Below are 18,949 nucleotides of genomic sequence, written 5' to 3'. Positions count from 1 at the left end.
GGGAATGACGGTGGACACGGTGCGGTGGGGGATCCTGGCGACCGGAGGGATCGCGGCCGCGTTCACCGCGGATCTGGTCGACCTGCCGGACGCGGAGGTCGTGGCGGTGGCGTCGCGCTCGCAGGAGTCGGCGGAGGCGTTCGCGGAGCGGTTCGGGATAGCGCGGGCCTACGGCGACTGGAACGCGCTCGCGCAGGACGAGGACATCGATGTCGTCTACGTCGCCACGCCGCACACGGCGCACCGGGCGGCTGCCGGGCTGTGTCTGGCGGCCGGGCGGCACGTGCTGTGCGAGAAGCCGTTCACGCTGAACCTGCGCGAGGCGGAGGAACTCGTCGCGCTGGCGCGGGAGCACGGGCGCTTCCTGATGGAGGCGATGTGGATGTACTGCAATCCGCTGGTGCGGCGGCTGAAGGCGCTGGTGGACGACGGGGCGATCGGTGAGGTGCGCAGTGTGCAGGCCGACTTCGGTCTCGCCGGCCCCTTCCCGCCCTCGCACCGGCTGCGCAACCCGGAGCTGGGCGGGGGCGCGCTGCTCGATCTGGGCGTGTATCCGGTGTCGTTCGCGCAGCTGCTGCTCGGGGAGCCGTCGGACATCGCGGCGCGAGCGGTGCTCTCGGACGAGGGCGTCGATCTCCAGACGGCAGCGGTGCTCTCCTGGGAGAGCGGCGCTCTCGGATCGGTGCACTGCTCCATCGTGGGCGGTACGGCCACCGCCGCCTCGGTCACCGGCTCCGAGGGCCGCATCGACATCCCCCACGGCTTCTTCTTCCCGGAGGGCTTCGTGCTGCACCGGGACGGCCGCGACGCCGAGGAGTTCACGGCCGACCCGGCGGACGGCCCGCGCAACAGCATGCGCCACGAGGCGCTGGAGGTCATGCGGGCCGTGCGCGCCGGTGAGACCGAGTCGCCGCTCGTGCCGCTCGACGGCACGCTCGCCGTGATGCGGACGCTCGACGCGATCCGCGACCGCGTCGGCGTCCGCTACCCGGGTGAGACCCCTGGCGAGACCCCGGACGGGGGCCGCGCCGCGGAGCTCACGCCGGCCTGAGCCCCTGCCTGCCCACCTCCGTCACGAAGGACGCGGCCGTCGTGACCGGCGCCCCCTGCCGGGTCACGTACGGCACCGTCCTGAAGTCGGCGCGCGCCGCCTGCTTTCCGAGCTCGACCGTGACGTAGCCGCGCCGGCCGTGGAAGAACTTCAGGTGCGGGTTGGCGGACATGTAGGTGTCCCAGGTGGCGGGCTTGTCGGCGCCGTCCCGGCCGCTGGAGATCGAGGTCGCCACGATCTCCGTGCCGAGCGTGGCGGAGGACGGGTCGTCGAAGTCGTCCTTGATGTCGAAGGCGTAGGCGGCGTGCACGTCGCCGCTGAGCACCATCAGGTTCTCCACGCCGGCGGCCTTCGCGCCGTCCAGGACGCGCCGGCGGGAGGCGCTGTAGCCGTCCCAGGCGTCCATCGACACGCGGGACGGGGTGGTGGCGTCCATGTGCCGGCGCGCGAACAGGACCTGCTGCGGTACGACGTTCCACAGGGCGCGCGAGGAGCGCCAGCCGTCGAGCAGCCACCGTTCCTGCGTGGCACCGGTCATGGTGCGTGCCGGGTCGTCGGACTCGGGGCCGGGCACGTGCGCCGTGTCGCCGTAGGCCTGGTCGGAGCGGTACTGACGGGTGTCCAGGACGTCGAACTGGGCGAGCCGGCCCCAGGTCAGGCGGCGGTACAGCCGCATGTCGGATCCGGCCGGGCGCTGGGGGCGGCGCAGCGGCTGGTTCTCCCAGTAGGCGCGGTAGGCGGCGGCGCGGCGCAGCAGGAACTCCTCCGGCGGGACGCTGTTCTCCGGGATGTCGCCGGCGTAGTTGTTCTCGGTCTCGTGGTCGTCCCAGGTGACGACGAAGGGGTGCGCGGCGTGTGCGGCGGCCAGGTCCGGGTCGGACTTGTACAGGGCGTAGCGCAGCCGGTAGTCCTCCAGGGTCAGCGTCTCGCGGGCGAACAGGGCGGGCAGGGTGCGGTCGGTGTACTTGCGTTGGCCGCCCGCCGCGTCGACGGCGTACTCGTAGAGGTAGTCGCCCAGGTGGAAGACGAGGTCGACGTCCTCGGCGGCGAGGTGGGCGTACGGGGTGTAGTAGCCGTCGTGGTAGGCCTGGCAGGAGACGGCGGCCAGGGTGAGGGACGCCACGCGGCTGCCGGGACCGGGGGCGGTGCGGGTGCGGCCGGCGGGGCTGGTCCAGCGGCCCGCGCGGAAGCGGTAGTGGTAGACGCGGCCGGGCTCCAGGTGGCCCACCTCGACGTGGACGGTGTGGTGGAACTCGGGGTGCGCGGTGGCGGTGCCGCGCCGGGCGATGCGGCGGAACCGCTCGTCGTGGGCCAGTTCCCAGTGCACGGTGACGCGTTCGGCGGGCAGTCCGCTGTCGGCCTGGAACGGCACGGGCGCGAGGCGGGTCCACAGGACGACCGAGTCCGGCAGGGGGTCGCCCGAGGCGACGCCCAGCGTGAAGGGGTTCTCGGTGAGGCGCGCGGCGTCGAGTTCGGCGGCGGCCGCGACTCCGGTGGCGGGCAGGTTGGTCGAGAAGGCCAGCGCGGCGGCGGCGCCGGTGGTGGTGAGGAAGCGGCGGCGGCCGATGTGGCGGGCGGCGGCGCGGAGTTCGGGGGCGTGCTGGGACGGGTGTGCTGCGGGTGTCATCCGGTCCTCCCCTGGCGAATGGCTGCAGGGGGCATTGGAGTGGCCGGGGACGACGCGTGAGGGACGCGTACACCGCACTCACATGACGGACGGATGAGTTCCGCATGACGGGCCCTCCCGTACGCTGCGGGCCCATGAATGCGAAGGAGATCGGAATCGCGGTGGTGACCGGCGCGGGCTCCGGCATCGGCCGGGCCGTCGCCGTGGAACTGCTGCGCGCGGGCTGGTCGGTGGCGCTGGCGGGCCGGCGGGTGGAGGCGCTGGAGGAGACGGCGGCCCTGGTCCCCGGGGGTGCGGCTCTCGCCGTACGGACGGACGTCTCACGCCCTCAGGACGTGACGGACCTGTTCGCCGCCACCGTCGAGCGGTTCGGGCGGGTGGACCTGCTGTTCAACAACGCGGGCACGTTCGGGCCCGGCGGTGTGCCCGTCGAGGAACTGTCCTACGACGCCTGGCGGGACGTGGTGGACACCAACCTCAACGGGGCGTTCCTGTGCGCGCAGGCGGCGTACCGGCAGATGAAGGAGCAGGACCCGCAGGGCGGGCGGATCATCAACAACGGGTCCGTCTCGGCCCACACGCCCCGTCCGCGGTCGGTGGCGTACACGGCGACCAAGCACGCCCTGACCGGCCTGACCAAGTCACTGTCGCTGGACGGGCGGCCGTACCGGATCGCCGTGGGCCAGATCGACATCGGCAACGCGGCGACCGACATGACGGCCGGGATGCAGACGGGGGCGCTGCAGGCGAACGGGGTGGTCGCCCCGGAACCGGTCATGGACGTCGCGGACGTGGCCCGCACGGTGCGGCACATGGCGGAGCTGCCGCTGGAGGCGAATGTGCAGTTCGCGACCGTGCTGGCCACGACGATGCCGTACGTCGGGCGCGGCTGAGCGGACGGCCGAGTTCGTCAACTCGTCAACTTGCACAACCGGAATAGGAACGTCCGCACCATTGCAGCCGGTGGGGGGCCTATGCTCAAATCTCCTACACCAAAGCTTCACACTTGGAGCAGAGAGCTTCCGTTGGCCACATCCAGGGGGGTGGAGGCGGCAGTCGTTCCACGGGACCGGGTGGGGGTGGACCCCGCGAGGGACCGCGGGGTGCGCACCGGTGCGTGGAACGACTGCCGCGTCAGGCCTGGCCGGTCTCGAAGCGGGAGATCCTGCCGTCCTCGTCGACGGTGAAGCTCCACCGGGTGCGCATCTCGCCCCAGGTGTCGTTGCTGTAGCGGGCGAGGAGGGACCGGCCGCCGTCGGACTCGTTGTCGACCTCCATGTGCCCGTGGGAGGAGAAGATCTCCCGGTCGACCCAGTCGGCGAGGTCACGATCGGATCCGTCGTCCGCCATGGTCGCGCCCGGCGCGAGGAGCGCCATGAAGCCCTCGCGGTCGTGGTTGTTCACGGCGGTCACGAAGGCGCGGACGGCCGGGTCGCTCAGGCGCGTGGTCTGAATCGTCATACGCCTCAGCCTCGTCCCGGCCGCCCGGCGACGCCACCCGTGCCACCCGAACGGCGCCCCGCGCGCGGCCGCGGGAGGCCGCGCGGTGCCGGAGGTGCGACGGTGGGAGCGCGACGAGAGGCGTTCCCCTGTCCCTGCTGTCCGCTCCGGGAGACGACGTGAAGTACGTGAGGCGCGCAAGGCATGACCACCGAGGCGATCTGGGGCTGCTGCTGCTGCGGCTGGGGACGGGGGGTGTGCTGGCCGCCCACGGCGCGCAGAAGCTGTTCGGCTGGTTCGGCGGCCACGGCATCGAGGGCACCGGCCAGTTCATGGAGTCCGTGGGCTACTCCCCGGGCAAGGCCAGCGCGACGGCCGCGGGGCTCGCGGAGACCGGCGGCGGCGTGCTGCTGGCCCTGGGCCTGGCCACGCCCGCGGCCGGAGCGGCGGCGGCCGGCGCCATGGCGGGGGCTTCGGCGGTGCACGCCCCGAACGGGTTCTTCAACCAGGGCGGCGGCTACGAGTACGCCGCCACGCTCGGTCTGACGGCCGCCGGCCTGGCCGTCACCGGGCCCGGCCGCTTCTCCATGGACCACGCGCTGGGGCACGCGGTGAACCGGGGCTGGATGATCCCGGCGGCCTTCGCGGCGACCGCCGCGGGCACCGCCCTGATCGTCGGAGGACGGGCCCGGCGGCTGCGGAAGGCCAAGGAGGGCGAGCAGGACGCCCTGTTCGAAGAGGAGTCGATGGAATAGGCGGCGCAGGGGCCCACGAAGGTAGGGACTGGGCGGTCCACGAGCCCACAAGGGCACGGCGGGGGCACTGTCGGACCCGCGTGGCAGGCTGCCGCCCATGAGCGATCACCCGCCCCCCGCCCCGCCCGCGCCCGACCTGTGGGCCACCGTCGACGCCCTGCACGCCTGGCTCGACACCCACCGCCCGGTCGAGGGCCGTGAGGGCCTGCTGCTGCGCCTGCTGAAACTCAACGAGGAGGTCGGCGAGGTCGCCCAGGCGGTGATCGGCGCGACCGGCCAGAACCCCCGCAAGGGCGTGACGCACAGCTGGGACGACGTACAGGCGGAGCTGTGCGACGTCGTCATCACGGCGCTGCTGGCGCTGCGGACCCTGACGCCCGAGGCGCGGCAGGTGTTCGCGCGGCATCTGGAGCGGGTGACGGAGCGGTCCCTGGCATCGGTGCGCCCGTGACCGCCCGCCCGTCGTGCGTCGGTTCCTGCCCGGCTCGGAGCGGCTGGGTGCGCGTCGGCGGCGACCGGATCCCGGAGCTGGGCGAACTGGTCAGCGGCGTCGCCCTGATGGCCGAGACGTTCTGCGTGGTGCTCGCCCGCCCCGCCCGCCCCGTGGACGGGACCGTCCACCGCGGTCAGGCCGTCCCCCGGGACCACTGGTGGCCCGGGCCGATGGAGCCCCTCAGCGGCTGGGTGCGGTGGAACCAGTTGGCCGGCAGGTCATCTCCATGACGAAAGTCCCGTCCACAGCACCGTCGAATCGACGGAGAGCACCTTTTCGCCGAAGACGACGTTCTCGTTCTGTTCACTCGCGCAGCGCAGACGGTTCCGGTATTCCTGCCAAGGCATGGCGTCGAACCGCGCGTTGATGAAGTGGTGGCTCTTTCCGTGAATTGCTGACCGTCGTGCCGGCTGAAGTGGAGGCGAGGCTCGAATCCCACCCGGCGCGGTCGTTCGCCTCCGGCGATACTCGTGCCTATCGGTTCCAAGCACGTGCCGGTCACGAAAGAACCTCCCGGGATTTCAGCAGGTGACCGGTCCCGACTCCACCATTGTTCACTTCGGGGCTTCACGGCAGGGAACGCACGGCCGGGAAAACCTCCCGCCGGGACGCCGGAAATACGGATTCCGGCCCGCCGGTCCGAACACTTCTGCAATGATCGACCGAACGCTCGGGTGGCCGGGCGGCGGACGCCGGACCGGTCGAGGTGTGAGGAGTCGGGTGACGGGGGTGGACTGGAGGTTCCGGTCCCTGGTGGTCGCGCACGCCGTGTCGGCCTACGGGACGTACCTCAACCTGATCGCGCTCAGCCTGTTCTCCTACGAGGTCACGGGCACCGCCCTGGGCGTGGGCGCGGTGATGGCCGTACGGCTGCTGTCGGGTGTCGCGGCCGGGCTCGCCGCCGGAGCGGTGACGGCCCGGGTGACGCGCCGCACGGTCATGGTGAGCACCGACCTCGCGCAGACGCTCGCCATGGTGGTGCTGGCGCTGGGGGCCCGGGACGTCTCGCTCGGAGTGCTGCTCGGCGCGGTGCTCGTCCTGGGCGCGGGCAACACGCTGTTCAACGTGGCCCTGCGCAGCGCGGTCCCGGTCATGGTGGGGCAGGAGAGCCGGGCCCGGGCCAACGGCGTGCTGGTGACGGCCCGTTCCGTCGCCACGGTGCTGGGCTTCGCGTCGGCCGCCCCGGTCATCGCCCTCGGCGGGTTCGGTGTCGCCTTCGCGGTCAACGGCGCGAGCTTCGCGGTGTCGGCGGCCGCCGTGCTGGCGCTGCGGCCGCGTACGGACTCCGGCGGGGAGGACGGACCGGCGGCTGGGACGAGCCCACCGCCGGCGTCGGCCGGAGCGGCCGGAGCGGCGGCCCCGGACGCCCCGGATGCCCCGGATGCCCCGGATGCCCCGGCGACCCCGGATGCCCCGGCAGTCCCGACTGCCCCTGCTGCCCCTGCTGCCCCGGCTGCCCCGGCCGACGGTGAGCGGCCCGATGCGGTGGTGGCTCGGGGCGAGCAGCCCGAGGCGGCGGCGGCTTCCGGCGGACGGCGCGCCGTGGCTTCCGGCGGGCGGCGGACGGCGGCTTCCGGCGGGCGGCTCGCGGTGGCGGCCCGGGGTGGGTGGCTGGGGCGTCATCTCACGGGTCTGGCCGGGCCGTTGCTCGGCCTGATCGCGCTGCGGGGACTGGACGCGCTGGCGTCCGCCTCGCACAACGTCGCGCTGCCGCTGGCGGCGAGCGCGGCCGAGCCGTCCGAACCGGCGCTGTTCATGACCCGGTTCTGGTCGGCGTGGGCGGTGGGCACGCTCCTGGCCCACCAGGTCCTCAAACGCCGGACGCACGGGGCGACCTGGGGGGAACGCGCCTTCGCGGCGGGCACCTGTGCGATGTCGCTGTGCTTCGTCGCGGCGTTCACCGGCCCGCCCGCCCCGGCCCTGATCGTGGCGGCCCTGGCGGCGGGGTTCGCGGACGGCTGGACCGAGATCGTCTACACCTCGCGCCTCCAGGCCGCCCCCGACCGGCAGCGCGACCGGCTGTTCGGCCTGTCCGCCACCGCCGAGCAGTCCGGGTTCGCGCTGGGCACGATCACCGCCGCGGCCGCGTTGGAGACTCTGCCCGCCCTGGCCGTCGTGGGCGTCTTCCACGGGGCGGCGGTGTGCGGGGCGGTGGCCCTGCTGCTCACCGTACGGACGCACCACGCACGCGCGACCACGGACCGTTCGCCGACCGGCGCACCGGCGCCCACCAGCGGAGACAGGGAGAAGACACGCATGGAACGTCTACGGGGGCAGGCCGTCTGCCGGGGTCCTGAGCCCGAGCGGACGGGGGACGACCCGGTCGACGCGGTGCGCGCGCTGCTGGGCGCCGCCGGGTCGGCGCACGGCGGGGCCGTCGTCACCGTCGCGTCCGACGGCACGACCGGCTCCCGGTCGTATCCGGAACTGCTGGACGCCGCACGCCGGATGCTCACCGCGCTGCGCGAGCACGGGGTGCGGCGCGGTGACCCGGTGGTGCTGTGCGGGTTGCCGCTGGACGCGTTCTTCCCCGCCTTCTGGGCGTGTGTGCTGGGCGGGGCGCTCCCGGTGGCCATCGCCGAGCACCCCGCGCCGGGCTCCCCGGCCTTCGAACGCCTGGGGCAGACGAGCGCGTTACTCGACGGCCCGCTGGTCCTGACCGACGCACCCGGCGCGGCGGCCCTCGCCCACGCCGCGCCCACCCCGCGGATCGCCCTCGCGGAGGAGTGTCTCGCCGCGGCGCCCGCACGGGACCACGTCGAGCCCGAACCCTCGGACACGGCCCTGCTGATGCTGTCGTCCGGCAGCACCGGAGTCCCGAAGGCGGCACGGCTGACCCACGCCGGGCTCGCGGACTTCGCCGCGAGCAGCCGGCGGATCCTCGACGTCCGCCCGGACGACACGATGGTGAACTGGCTGCCCGTCGACCACAGCGGCGCCTTCCTCCTGTACCACCTGCTCGCCGTGTTCACCGGCAGCACCAACGTCCACGCCCCCACCGAGTACGTGCTCGCCGACCCGCTGCGCTGGCTCGACCTCCTCCACGACCACCGGGCGCGGCACGGCTGGGCGCCGACCTTCGCGTACCGGCTGGTCGCGGACGCGCTGGCCGAGCGGCCCGACCGCCACTGGGAGCTGGGCGGCCTGAAGTCGCTGGTGTGCGGGGGCGAGCGGGTCGTGCTGCCGGTGCTGCGCCGCTTCCTCGACGCGACGGGCCCGTACGGCGTGCGGGCGGAGCACATCGCCCCGGTGTGGGGCATGGCCGAGACGGTCACGGCCGTCACCTACGGCCGGCTGGACCGGCCGGGCACCGTGCACCGGCTGCTCAAGAGCAGCCTGGGCGGCGACCTGGTGCGGGCCGGGGAAGACGTGCCCGAGGCGGACTGCGTCACCTTCGTCGCCTGCGGCCCGCCGGCGCACGGCGTCACGCTGCGCGTCGTCGACGACCGCGGCGACCTCGCCCCGGCGGGCCGGATCGGCCGGCTCCAGGTGCACTCCCCCGCCCGCCTCACCCCCGGCTACGTCCGCAACCCCGACGCGGACACCGCCGCCTACCCGGCCGGGCCGGACTGGCTGGACACCGGCGACCTCGCCTTCCTCGACGGCGGTCAGGTCGTCATCACGGGACGGCGCAAGGACGTCATCATCCTCAACGGCCTGAACGTCTACTGCCACGAGGTGGAGGAGGTGGCCGCCGCCGTCGACGGGGTCCGGCAGGGGGAGGTCGCCGCGTGCGGGATCCCGTCCGCGGAGCAGGGCACGGAGGAGCTGGCGGTGTTCTTCGTCAGCCGCGGCGCCGCCGAGGACGACCGGATCGCCGCGGAGGTGAGGGCGGCGCTGTTCACCCGCCTCAGGCTCACCGCCGCGCACGTCCTGCCCGTACCGGAGGGCGAGTTCCCGCGGACGCCGGCGGGCAAGGTGCGCCGCGCGGAGCTGCGGGACCGGCTGAGCCGTGACGAGTCGCCGGGCGGGGCGGACACCGCCGTGCCGGGGCCGCGGCCGGGCCCGGAGGACGCCGGTGCGGTGCCCCGGGCCGCGGAGGTGCCCGGTGCCGTCGCGGCGGCCCGGACGGCCGAGGTGACCCGGGCCGTGGAGGAGGAACTGTCCGCCGTGCTAGGCCGTCCGGCCGCGGCGGACGTGCCGTTCTGGGAACTCGGCCTGACCTCGGTGCTGTTGGTCCGGCTGCGGAACCGGCTGACGGAGCGCCTCGGCACACCCGTATCGCAGACGGCGTTCTTCGAACACCCCACGATCACGGCCCTCACGACCCACCTCACGAACGCCCCGGCCGCGGAGCCGGCCCCGGCACCCACGCCCGGCGCGCTCCTCGGGGACGAGTGGGCTACGGCGCGGGCCGTTCCTGCCACGCAGCTCGGGAACGAGCCGGCTGCGGCGCCGGCCGTTCCTGCCACGCAGCTCGGGGACGAGCCGGCTGGGGCGCCGGTCGTTCCTGCCACGCGCCCGGCGAGCGCGCCGCCTCCCCCGGCAACCACGCCCGCCGCGCCCCCCGCGAGTGAGCCGTCCGCGACGTCTGCGCCCACGCCCGCCGCGCATCCGGCGCGTGGGACCACCCCGGCTGCGGCCGGGCCCGCTGCGGCGGCCGGCGACGACCACGACGACCACCCCGACAGCCCCCACCCACTCGACCGCAACGACCACCACGAACGCCCCGAACGCCCCGAACGCCCCGACCACCCCGAACGCCGTGTGGCCGTCATCGGGCTGGCCTTGCGGTTTCCCGGCGCGGGGACGGCGGACGCGTTCTGGTCGAATCTGCGGGACGGCGTGGACAGCGTGCGGGTGTTCGGCGAGGCGGAGCTCGCGGCGGCCGGGCTGACCGCGGAGCAGCGCCGTGCCCCGGGCCACGTGCCCGTCTCCGGGGTTCTGGACGGCGTCGAGGAGTTCGACGCGGAGTTCTTCGGGCTGAGCCCGCGGGAGGCCGGGCTCACGCACCCCGCGCACCGGCTGTTCCTGGAGTGCTGCCACCAGGCCCTGGAGGAGGGCGGCCACGCGGCGACCGCCCCGGGCGTGCGGGTGGGCGTGTTCGCCGGATCCGGCATGAACCTCTACGACCACCAGCAGCGGCCCGCGTCCGGCACACCGTACGACCCGGCGGACCCCGCGGCCGGCATGCAGTCGGCCATCGGGCGGGAGCCGGACTTCCTCGCCACGCGCGTCGCCTACCGGCTCGGCCTGACCGGGCCGGCGATCGGCGTGCAGACGGCCTGTTCCACGTCGCTGGTCGCCGTGCACCTGGCGGTCCAGGCGCTGCTCTCCGGCGAGACGGACCTGGCGCTGGCCGGTGCGGCGGCCGTGCACCTGCCCCAGGAGACCGGCTACCACAGCCACCCCGGTTCGATCCTGTCCCCCACCGGCCGCTGCCGGGCCTTCGACGCGGGGGCCGACGGCACCGTCGGCGGCAACGGCGTCGCCGCCGTACTGCTCAAGCGCCTGGACCGGGCGCTGGCCGACGGCGACACCGTGCACGCGGTGATCCTGGGCTCCGCGGTCAACAACGACGGCGCCGCCAAGGTCGGCTTCAGCGCCCCCGGGGTCGAGGGGCAGGCCGAGGTGGTGCGCCAGGCGCTGCGCAGGGCGGACGTGCCGCCGGAGACGGTCTCCTACGTGGAGGCGCACGGCACCGGGACCCGCCTCGGCGACCCGGTGGAACTGACGGCACTGGCACGGGCGCTCACCCCGGACGGCGACAGCGCCCCGGGCTTCTGCGCCGTGGGTTCCGTCAAGCCGAACATCGGGCACCTCGACAGCTGCGCGGGCATGGCCGGGCTCATCAAGACGGTCCTGATGCTGCGCCACCGCACGCTGGTGCCCACCCCGCACCTGACCAGCCCCAACCCCGAACTTCCCGTGCAGGACGGCCCGTTGCGGCTCGTCAGGGAGCTGGAGCCGTGGCAGGTCCCGGAGGGCGTGCCGCGCCGGGCCGGGGTCAGCGCGCTGGGCGTCGGCGGCACCAACGCCCACGTCGTCCTGGAGGAGGCCCCGGCGCCGCGCCCCCGGCCGGTGCCCGACCTGCCCGTCCTCGTGCCCGTCTCGGCCCGCGACGCCGAGTCGCTCGACGAGCTCACGGCCGCGCTGCGCGACCGGCTGCTGGCCCACCCGGACCTGCCGGCCGCCGACGTCGCCGCCACCCTGGCCCTCGGCCGGCCGCACCGCGCGGCACGCACCGCCGTGGCCGGCCGCACGGCCGGCGAACTCGCCCGGGCACTGGCGGACCGCCGGGACCCGGAGCCGGTCCCGCTCGGCCCGGTCGCCTTCGCCTTCACCGGCCAGGGCAGCGCCCGCCGCGGCATGGCCCGGGGCCTGTACGCCGCGCACCCCGCGGCGCGGGCCACGCTCGACCGCTGCGAGGAGCTGCACGTCGGGGAGTTCGGCGGCGGCCTGCTCACCGCACTGCTCACGCCCGGCCCGGACGGTTCCGGCGAGCAGGACGAGACCTGGCCCACCGACACCGCGCAGGCCGCCCTCTTCGCCCATCACGCGGCACTGGCGGACGCCTGGCGGGCGGCCGGCATCCGGCCCGGGCTGCTGCTCGGTCACAGCGTCGGCGAGTACGCAGCGCTGTACGCGGCCGGTGCCCTCTCCCTGGAGGACGGGCTGCGGCTCACCGCCTGGCGCGGCCGTCTGATGCGGGACCGATGTCCGGCCGGGGGCATGCTCGCCGTCCGGTCCGACGGTGCCACCGCGCACCGCGTCGCCGCTGCCGCCGGTGTCGAACTGGCCGCCGTCAACGGCCCGCGGGCCCACGTGCTGTCGGGCCCGCCGCAGGCGCTGAAGGAAGCGGCGCGGCTGCTCGACCAGGAGGGCGTGCGCTGGCGTGCGCTGCCGGTCGACCGGGCGTTCCACTCCGCGGGGGTCGACGACGCACTGGAGGCGTTCCGCGCGGTCGCGGAACGGGTGACGTACCGCGCGCTGCACACCCCGCTGGTGACCACCGCCGACGGGGAGCTGCGCCGGGCGGGCTGGACGGTCGACGTGGTGTACCTGTGCCGCCAGGCGCGGCAGCCGGTCCGTTTCGACCTCGCCATGGCCGCGGCCGCCGCGCAGGGCTGCCGGGACTTCGTGGAGATCGGCGCCGGGCGCACCCTCACGGGGCTGGGGCGGCACTGCGCACCCGGCAGCCGGTGGCTGAACGGGCAGGGCGCGGGGGACACGGCCGCCGAGCAGGCGCACGGCTTCCTGACGGCCCTCGGCTCGCTGTACGGCCGGGGCGCCGGCCTCGACTGGCAGGCGCTCACCGGCGGCGGGGGCCGGGTTCCGCTGCCCGGGCATCCGCTGCGGCGGCGTACGGTGCCGTTCGGGGGCGCGGCTCCCGCGGCTGCCGAGCGCGTGGCGGAGCCGGATAACGATGTCCTCGACTTCATACGGCAGTTGACCGCGGACAAACTCGGGCGTCCGGTGGCCGATGTGACACCGGACGGTTCCTTCTTCGAACTGGGCGCGGATTCCCTGTCGTTGATGAGCATGACGACCGAACTGGAGCAGCGGTACGGCGTCCGGGTCCCCGTCCGCGAGGTGTTCGACACGGCCGACACGCCGGGGAGACTGGCCGAGCGGGTCGCGGAGCTGCGGGGCGCCGAGGGGCGGCCGGTGAGCCGCGCGCCGGAGACGGTGGTGGAGGAGCCGGTCGTCCGGGAAGCGGTCGTCGCTCAGCAGCCGGTGGCGCCCGCCGCCGCGCAGGATCCACCGCGGTCGCCGAAGCCGCCGGAGTCACCGAAGCCGCCGGAGTCACCGGAGTCGCCGCAGTCGCCGCAGTCGCCGCAGTCGCCGCAGTCGCCGGATGGCCTGACCGCCCTGTTCGGGCAGCAGCTACGGCTGGCCGGACAACTCGTCGACCAGGTGGGCGGGATGATCTCCCGCCAGCTCGACGTCCTCGCGACGACCGCAGCCGGGACGGTTTCCCCACCGACCCCCGCCGCGACGGCACCGCAGCAGACCGCCGCCGGAACAGCACCGCCGCTGGCCGCCGCCGGAACAGCACCGCCGCTGGCCGCCGGGACGGCACCGCCCCGGCCCACCGCCGTGACCCCCGCCCCTGTTCCGCGCCCGCGCCCCGCTTCCTCGCCCGCCGCCTCATCCGCCGCCGGGAACACCGACTTCAGTCTCTACTTCTTCGGCGACTACCCCGAGGACACCGACCACGACAAGTACGGCCTGATCATGGCCGCGGCCGACTTCGCCGACCAGCACGGTTTCCACGCGCTGTGGTTCCCCGAGCGGCACTTCAACTCCTTCGGCGCGCTGTTCCCCAACCCCTCGGTCCTGGCCGCCGCCCTCGCCGCCCGGACCAGCCGGGTCCGGCTGCACGCCGGTTCCGTGGTGCTGCCGCTGCACCATCCGGCCCGGGTCGCCGAGGAGTGGTCGGTCGTCGACAACATCTCCGGCGGCCGGACGGGCCTGTGCTTCGCGAGCGGCTGGCACGCCACCGACTTCGCGCTCGCCCCGCAGCACTTCGGCCGGCACCGCGAGGTGATGTACGAGCACCTGGCGACCGTGCGGGACCTGTGGTCGGGGCGGCCGGTGAAGACGACCGCGGGTGACGGCACGCCCGTGGAGATCGCCCTGCATCCGCGGCCCGTGCAGGAGCGGCCGCCGATGTACGTGGCCGTCGTCGGGAACCCGGACAGCTACCGCCGGGCGGCCGCCGAGGATCTCGGCGTGGTCACCAACCTGATGACGCAGACGGTGGAGCAGCTGGCCGAGAACATCGCGCTGTACCGGCGCTGCCGTGCCGAGCACGGTCTCGACCCGGCGGCCGGGCGGGTGGTGGTGCTCGTGCACACGTACCTGGAGGAGGACGCGGAGCGGGCGCGGGCCGAGGCCTACCGGCCGTTCCTGTCGTATCTGCGCTCCTCGCTCTCCCTCTTCGACCAGGTCACCAACAGCCTCGGCTTCCAGGTGGACCTGGAGAACACCCCCGAGGAGGACGTGGAGTTCCTGCTGGGCCGCGCCTACGAGCGCTACTGCGCGTCCCGCGCCCTGATCGGCGACGAGCGCACGGCCGCCGGGACCGTGGAGCGGCTGCTGGCGGCCGGGGCGGACGAGATCGCCTGCTTCGTGGACTTCGGCGTGCCGAAGGAGAAGGTACTGGCGGCGCTGCCGGTCCTGGACCGGGTCCGCCGGGCGGCTCCCGGCACGGGCCGGCCACCGGAGTCCTCCCCCCTGCGGCGACAGTCGGCGCAACCGCCCACCGGGGCCGCCGTCCCGCGGCCCGAGCCGCGCCGCCGCCCGCTCACCCCGGCCCAGCGCCGCATCTGGTTCCTGGAGCAGCTGCACCCGGGCACCGCCATGTACCACGAGCCCAAGGCGATCCGGCTCGACGGCCCGCTGGACGTGGCGGCCCTGCGCTGGGCGCTGGACCGGGTCGCGGACCGGCATCCCGCCCTGCGCACGGTGTTCGGCGACAGGGACGGGGTTCCCTACCAGGAGATACGCGACCGTATGCCGCTCGACTGCCCCGTGGAGGACCTCACGGGTGCGACGGAGCAGGAGGCCCTGCGGGCGGCGCTCGCGGCGGACCACGGACTCGACCTGTCCACGGGCCCGTCGGTCGCGGCCCGGCTGCTGCGCCTGTCCCCGGAGCGCCACCTGCTCTTCCTCCTGGCCCACCACATCGTCTTCGACTCCTCCTCCACGGCCGTGCTGGCCCGCGATCTCGCCGCGTACTACCGCGCCCGCCAGGGCCGGGGCACCGAACCGGGCCCGCTGCCCGGCCTGCCGGAGACGGTCACCCGGCCGGACCCGGCCGCTGTGGACTTCTGGCGGCGTCACCTCGCCGGCGCACCCGAACTCACCCTCCCCACCGACCGTCCCCGTCCACCGGTCAGGTCGGGCGCGGGCGCGAGCCTCACGCACGCCCTCGACGCCGAACTCGCCGACGGCCTGCAGCGGTTGGCGGCCGGACATCGGGCCACCCTCTTCATGGCGCTGACCGGTGCGATCGGCGCGGTCCTCGGCCGGTTCGCGGGGCAGCGGGAGGTGGTGATCGGCACGGCGCTGGCGTCCCGCCCTCCGGGCGCCGAGGACCACGTCGGTCTCTTCCTCGACACCGTCCCGCTGCGTCTGGACCTCACGGGCGACCCGGACTTCCCGGCCCTGCTGCGCCGGGTCCGCGAGAGCAGCACGGCGGCGTACGAGCACAGCGGTGTCCCCTTCGACGAGCTGGTCGGCGCGCTCAATCCGCGCCGCGACCCGGGCCGCAACCCGCTGTTCCAGGTGATGGTGGAGTACGAGAACGAGGGCGGGGCGGAGTTCGACCCGCCCCACCTCACCGCGACCCTGCTCGACGTCCCGAGCGACCGCGCGCCGTTCGACCTCAGCGTCTACCTCACCCGTCACCCGGGCGGCATCCGTTTCATGGTCGAGTACGACACGGCCCTCTTCGACGAGGCCACGGTGCACCGTTTCGTGGACTACGTCGAGCAGGTGCTGCGCCGGGCGCTCGACACCCCCTCCGCGCGGCTGGCGGACCTCACGGCCCTCACCGCGGCGGACCGTGCGCTGCTGGCCGGTCCGGAGCACACCGAGCCGGCCGCGCCGCCCGGCACCCTGCACGAGCTGTTCGAACAGCAGGCCCGCCGCACACCGGACGCCGTCGCCCTGCTCGGCGACGACACCCGGGTCTCCTACGGGGAGCTGGACGCGGCGGCCAACCGTCTGGCCCACCTGCTCCGCGGCCGGGGCGCCGGGCGGGGACAGCGCGTGGCGGTCCTGCTGCCGCGCGGCCCGCGGCTGATCACGGCCCTGCTGGCGGTCCTCAAGACGGGCGCGGCCTATGTCCCGCTGGACCCGTCCCTGCCCGCGCCGCGGCTGGCCCTGCTCCTCGCCGACACGGCACCGGTGCTCCTCCTCACGGCCGAGGGCTCGCCCCACCCGGACACCGAACTGGCCGTGCTGCTGGTGGAGTCGGTGGACGACACCCTCCCCGCCAGCCCCGTGCCGGACGGTGCCGGCCCCGAGGACCCGGCCTACTGCATCCACACCTCCGGCTCGACCGGCCGGCCGAAGGGCGTGGTCGTCCCCCACCGCGGCCCCGCGCACCTGGTCCGCGGCCACCTCGCCCGGCACCCCGCGCTCCGCACCCTGCAGTGGACGTCACCGGCGTTCGACGTGAGCGTCCAGGAGATCTTCACGACGCTCGCCTCGGGGGCGGCACTCGTCCTCGTCGACGACGCCGTACGGCACGACCCGGCGGCGGTGGCGCGGACGGTGCGCCGCCACGAGGTGCAGCGCCTCTTCATGCCCTGCACGCCCCTGACGTACCTGATGGAGACGGCCCCCGAACTGCCCTCCCTGCGCGAGCTGTTCTCGGCGGGCGAGGCCCTGCGCCTCACCCCGGCCTTCCGCCGCTTCCTCGCCAGGCACCCGCGGTGCGCGCTCCACAACCAGTACGGCCCCACGGAGGCCTCGATCGTCGTCACGTCGCACCGCGTGGACCCGCAGGGCGAGGAGTGGCCCCCGATCGGCACGCCGGTGCCGGGAGCCCGCGTCGAGTTGCTGGACGCGGCGGGCCGGCCGGTTCCGGCCGGGGCGGTCGGCGAGATCCACATCGGCGGGGTACCGGTGGCCCACGGCTACCACGACCGCCCCGCCGAGACCGCGGCCGCGTTCGTCGACGACGGCAGGGGCGGGGTGCGCTACCGCACGGGCGACCTGGGCCGCCGGCGCGCCGACGGCACCCTGGAGTACCGGGGCCGGGCGGACGACCAGGTCAAGATCCGCGGTCACCGGGTCGAGCCGGGCGAGGTCCGGGCCGCGTTGACGGCCCTGCCCGCCGTCCGCGACGCGGCGGTGCTCGCGCGCCGCGACCACCACGGCGACATGGAGCTGGTCGCGTATGCGGTCCTGGGCGAGGGAGCGTCCTGGCCCGCCGTGCGCTCCGCGCTGGCGGCCCGGCTCCCCGACCACCTGGTGCCGCGCCGCTGGGTCACCCTGGACCGCCTCCCGGTGAACGCCTCAGGGAAGCTGGACCGCGCGGCCCTGCCGGAACCCGGGGACGCTCCGGCCCAGCCCGCGCGCTCGGAGCCGGCGACGGACCTGGAGAGGGCGCTGCACGACCTGTGGTGCGAGGAACTGGGCACCCGGCGGGTCCCGGTCACGACGCCGTTCTTCGAACTCGGCGGCCACTCGCTGAGCGCGATCCGTCTGCTGAACCGGATGCGCGAGGCGGCGGACGTCGACCTGACCATGGCGGACTTCTTCCTGGACCCCACGATCCGGGGCATCGCCGCCCGCGCCCGGGTCGTGGACACCGCGCCGATGCCCTCCACCCTGCGCCGCCTGTGGCGCCGTCACCACGCGCTCGCCGACCCGAGCGTCTACAACATCGCCCACCGCACGGACCTGCGCGGCGAGCTGGACCCCGAGGTGCTGCGCCGGTCCCTCCAGGACGTGGTGGCCCGGCATCACGCCCTGCGCGCCAGGCCGCTGCGCCGGCCGGACGGCTGCCACGAGATCGAGATCCTGGCCGAGGTGCCGGTGGACCTCCCGGTCACCGACCTGCGCGGGGCCGGCACGTCCCGAGAGCGGGCGGTCGAGGACTGGTGCGCCGCGCGGCTCTCCCTGCCCTTCACGATGGACGAGCCGCCGCTGTTCCGCTTCGCCCTGGCCCGTCCGGCGGACGACCACTGGGTCCTGCTGACGGTCTTCCACCACGCGGTCTGCGACGGCTGGTCCCTCGGCCTGATCCGGCGGGACCTGGCGGAGTTCCACCACGCGCGCAGCACCGGGAGGACACCTCAACTGCCGCCCGTGACACACCAGTTCACCGATTTCGCCCGGGCGGAGCACGGCCTGCCCGACGAGCGCAGGGAGGCCCTGGAACACTTCTGGCGCAAGGAGCTCACCGGCGTCCCCCTGCGCCCGTCCCTCCCCTACGACCACCCGCACCCGGGCACGCTGTCCGGCCGCGGCGCCCTGCACACCCGGACCTTCGACGACGACACCCCGGCCCGCCTCGCCGCCACGGCGACCCGCCTGGGCACCACGCCGTACACGGTCCTGGCGGCCACGTTCGCGACCTGGCTGGGCCGGGTGTGCGGCGCGCCGGACGACGTCGTCCTGGCGGCGTCCAGCGCGAACCGCCTCCCCCGCGACCGGGCGGAGACGGTCGGCATCGTGGGTGACGCGGTCCTGCTGCGGGCCCGCCTGTCCGAGGCGGGCTCCTTCGCCGCCCTGACCGCCCGGCTGGGCACCACCCTCTTCGAGGCCCTGGACCACCAGGAACTCCCCCTGACCGACGTGGTGTCCCTGGTGGACCCGGACCTGACGGAGACCCTGTTCCCGACGGTCCTGTTCACGGTGGTCACGACGGAGCCGCCGACTCTGGACCTCCGCGACGTGCACACCACCGTCCGCGCCCTCCCCGTCCACGGCGTGGCCCGCAACGAGCTCTACGCGGTGATCACCCCGGCGGCGGACACCCTCACGATCACGTTCGAGTACTCGACGGACCTGTTCACGGCGGAGACGGTCGCGGGATGGGCGGAGTCCTTCACCCGGCTCCTGAGCGAGGTGACCGCCCCCTGATCCCACCGCGGCAGCGGGTCTGGGGCGCGGCTGGAATC

General features: G+C 74.8%; 8 protein-coding genes. 6 read left to right on the top strand and 2 right to left on the bottom strand.

Annotation, left to right across the window (positions count from 1 at the left end; genetic code table 11):
- The first annotated feature begins 4 nt into the window (after window positions 1-4).
- Window positions 5-1,051: a Gfo/Idh/MocA family oxidoreductase gene (locus ACIGAQ_RS13280; protein WP_362274069.1), complete on the top strand. Its 1,047-nt coding sequence runs from the start codon at window positions 5-7 to the stop codon at window positions 1,049-1,051.
- On the opposite strand, the gene ACIGAQ_RS13275 is transcribed toward ACIGAQ_RS13280, so the two are convergent.
- Window positions 1,038-2,678, bottom strand: coding sequence for an alkaline phosphatase D family protein (locus tag ACIGAQ_RS13275; protein WP_399782181.1), 1,641 nt, complete (start codon window positions 2,676-2,678; stop codon window positions 1,038-1,040). The two genes, ACIGAQ_RS13280 and ACIGAQ_RS13275, sit on opposite strands and share 14 nt — an antisense overlap.
- A 134-nt stretch (window positions 2,679-2,812) precedes the next feature.
- On the opposite strand from ACIGAQ_RS13275, the gene ACIGAQ_RS13270 reads away from it, so the two are divergent.
- A complete protein-coding gene (locus ACIGAQ_RS13270) occupies window positions 2,813-3,571 on the top strand; it encodes an SDR family oxidoreductase (protein WP_399782178.1) in 759 nt (252 codons plus the stop codon).
- A 241-nt stretch (window positions 3,572-3,812) separates the two neighbouring features.
- Here the strand turns inward: ACIGAQ_RS13270 and ACIGAQ_RS13265 are convergent, their stop codons facing one another.
- Window positions 3,813-4,139, bottom strand: coding sequence for a nuclear transport factor 2 family protein (locus tag ACIGAQ_RS13265; protein ID WP_399782175.1), 327 nt, complete (start codon window positions 4,137-4,139; stop codon window positions 3,813-3,815).
- A gap of 167 nt (window positions 4,140-4,306) precedes the next feature.
- On the opposite strand from ACIGAQ_RS13265, the gene ACIGAQ_RS13260 reads away from it, so the two are divergent.
- The 4 genes from ACIGAQ_RS13260 (at window position 4,307) to ACIGAQ_RS13245 (ending at window position 18,911) form a co-directional block, all read left to right on the top strand.
- Window positions 4,307-4,873: a DoxX family protein gene (locus ACIGAQ_RS13260; RefSeq protein WP_399783163.1), complete on the top strand. Its 567-nt coding sequence runs from the start codon at window positions 4,307-4,309 to the stop codon at window positions 4,871-4,873.
- Window positions 4,874-4,970: 97 nt separating this feature from the next.
- On the top strand, window positions 4,971-5,324 hold the full coding sequence (locus ACIGAQ_RS13255; protein WP_311687433.1) for a MazG-like family protein: 354 nt from the start codon (window positions 4,971-4,973) through the stop codon (window positions 5,322-5,324).
- Complete coding sequence (locus tag ACIGAQ_RS13250) at window positions 5,321-5,596, top strand: hypothetical protein (protein ID WP_399782172.1); 276 nt, start codon at window positions 5,321-5,323, stop codon at window positions 5,594-5,596. Before ACIGAQ_RS13255 ends, ACIGAQ_RS13250 begins: the two co-directional genes overlap by 4 nt.
- 490 nt (window positions 5,597-6,086) lie before the next feature.
- A complete protein-coding gene (locus ACIGAQ_RS13245) occupies window positions 6,087-18,911 on the top strand; it encodes an amino acid adenylation domain-containing protein (protein WP_399782169.1) in 12,825 nt (4,274 codons plus the stop codon).
- Window positions 18,912-18,949: the final 38 nt, after the last annotated feature.

This window comes from Streptomyces sp. NPDC085932 (assembly GCF_044540525.1).
Taxonomy (GTDB): Bacteria; Actinomycetota; Actinomycetes; order Streptomycetales; family Streptomycetaceae; genus Streptomyces; species Streptomyces levis.
The sequence above is the reverse complement of the archived record's forward strand: the minus strand, read 5'-3'. Positions and strand labels throughout refer to the sequence as shown.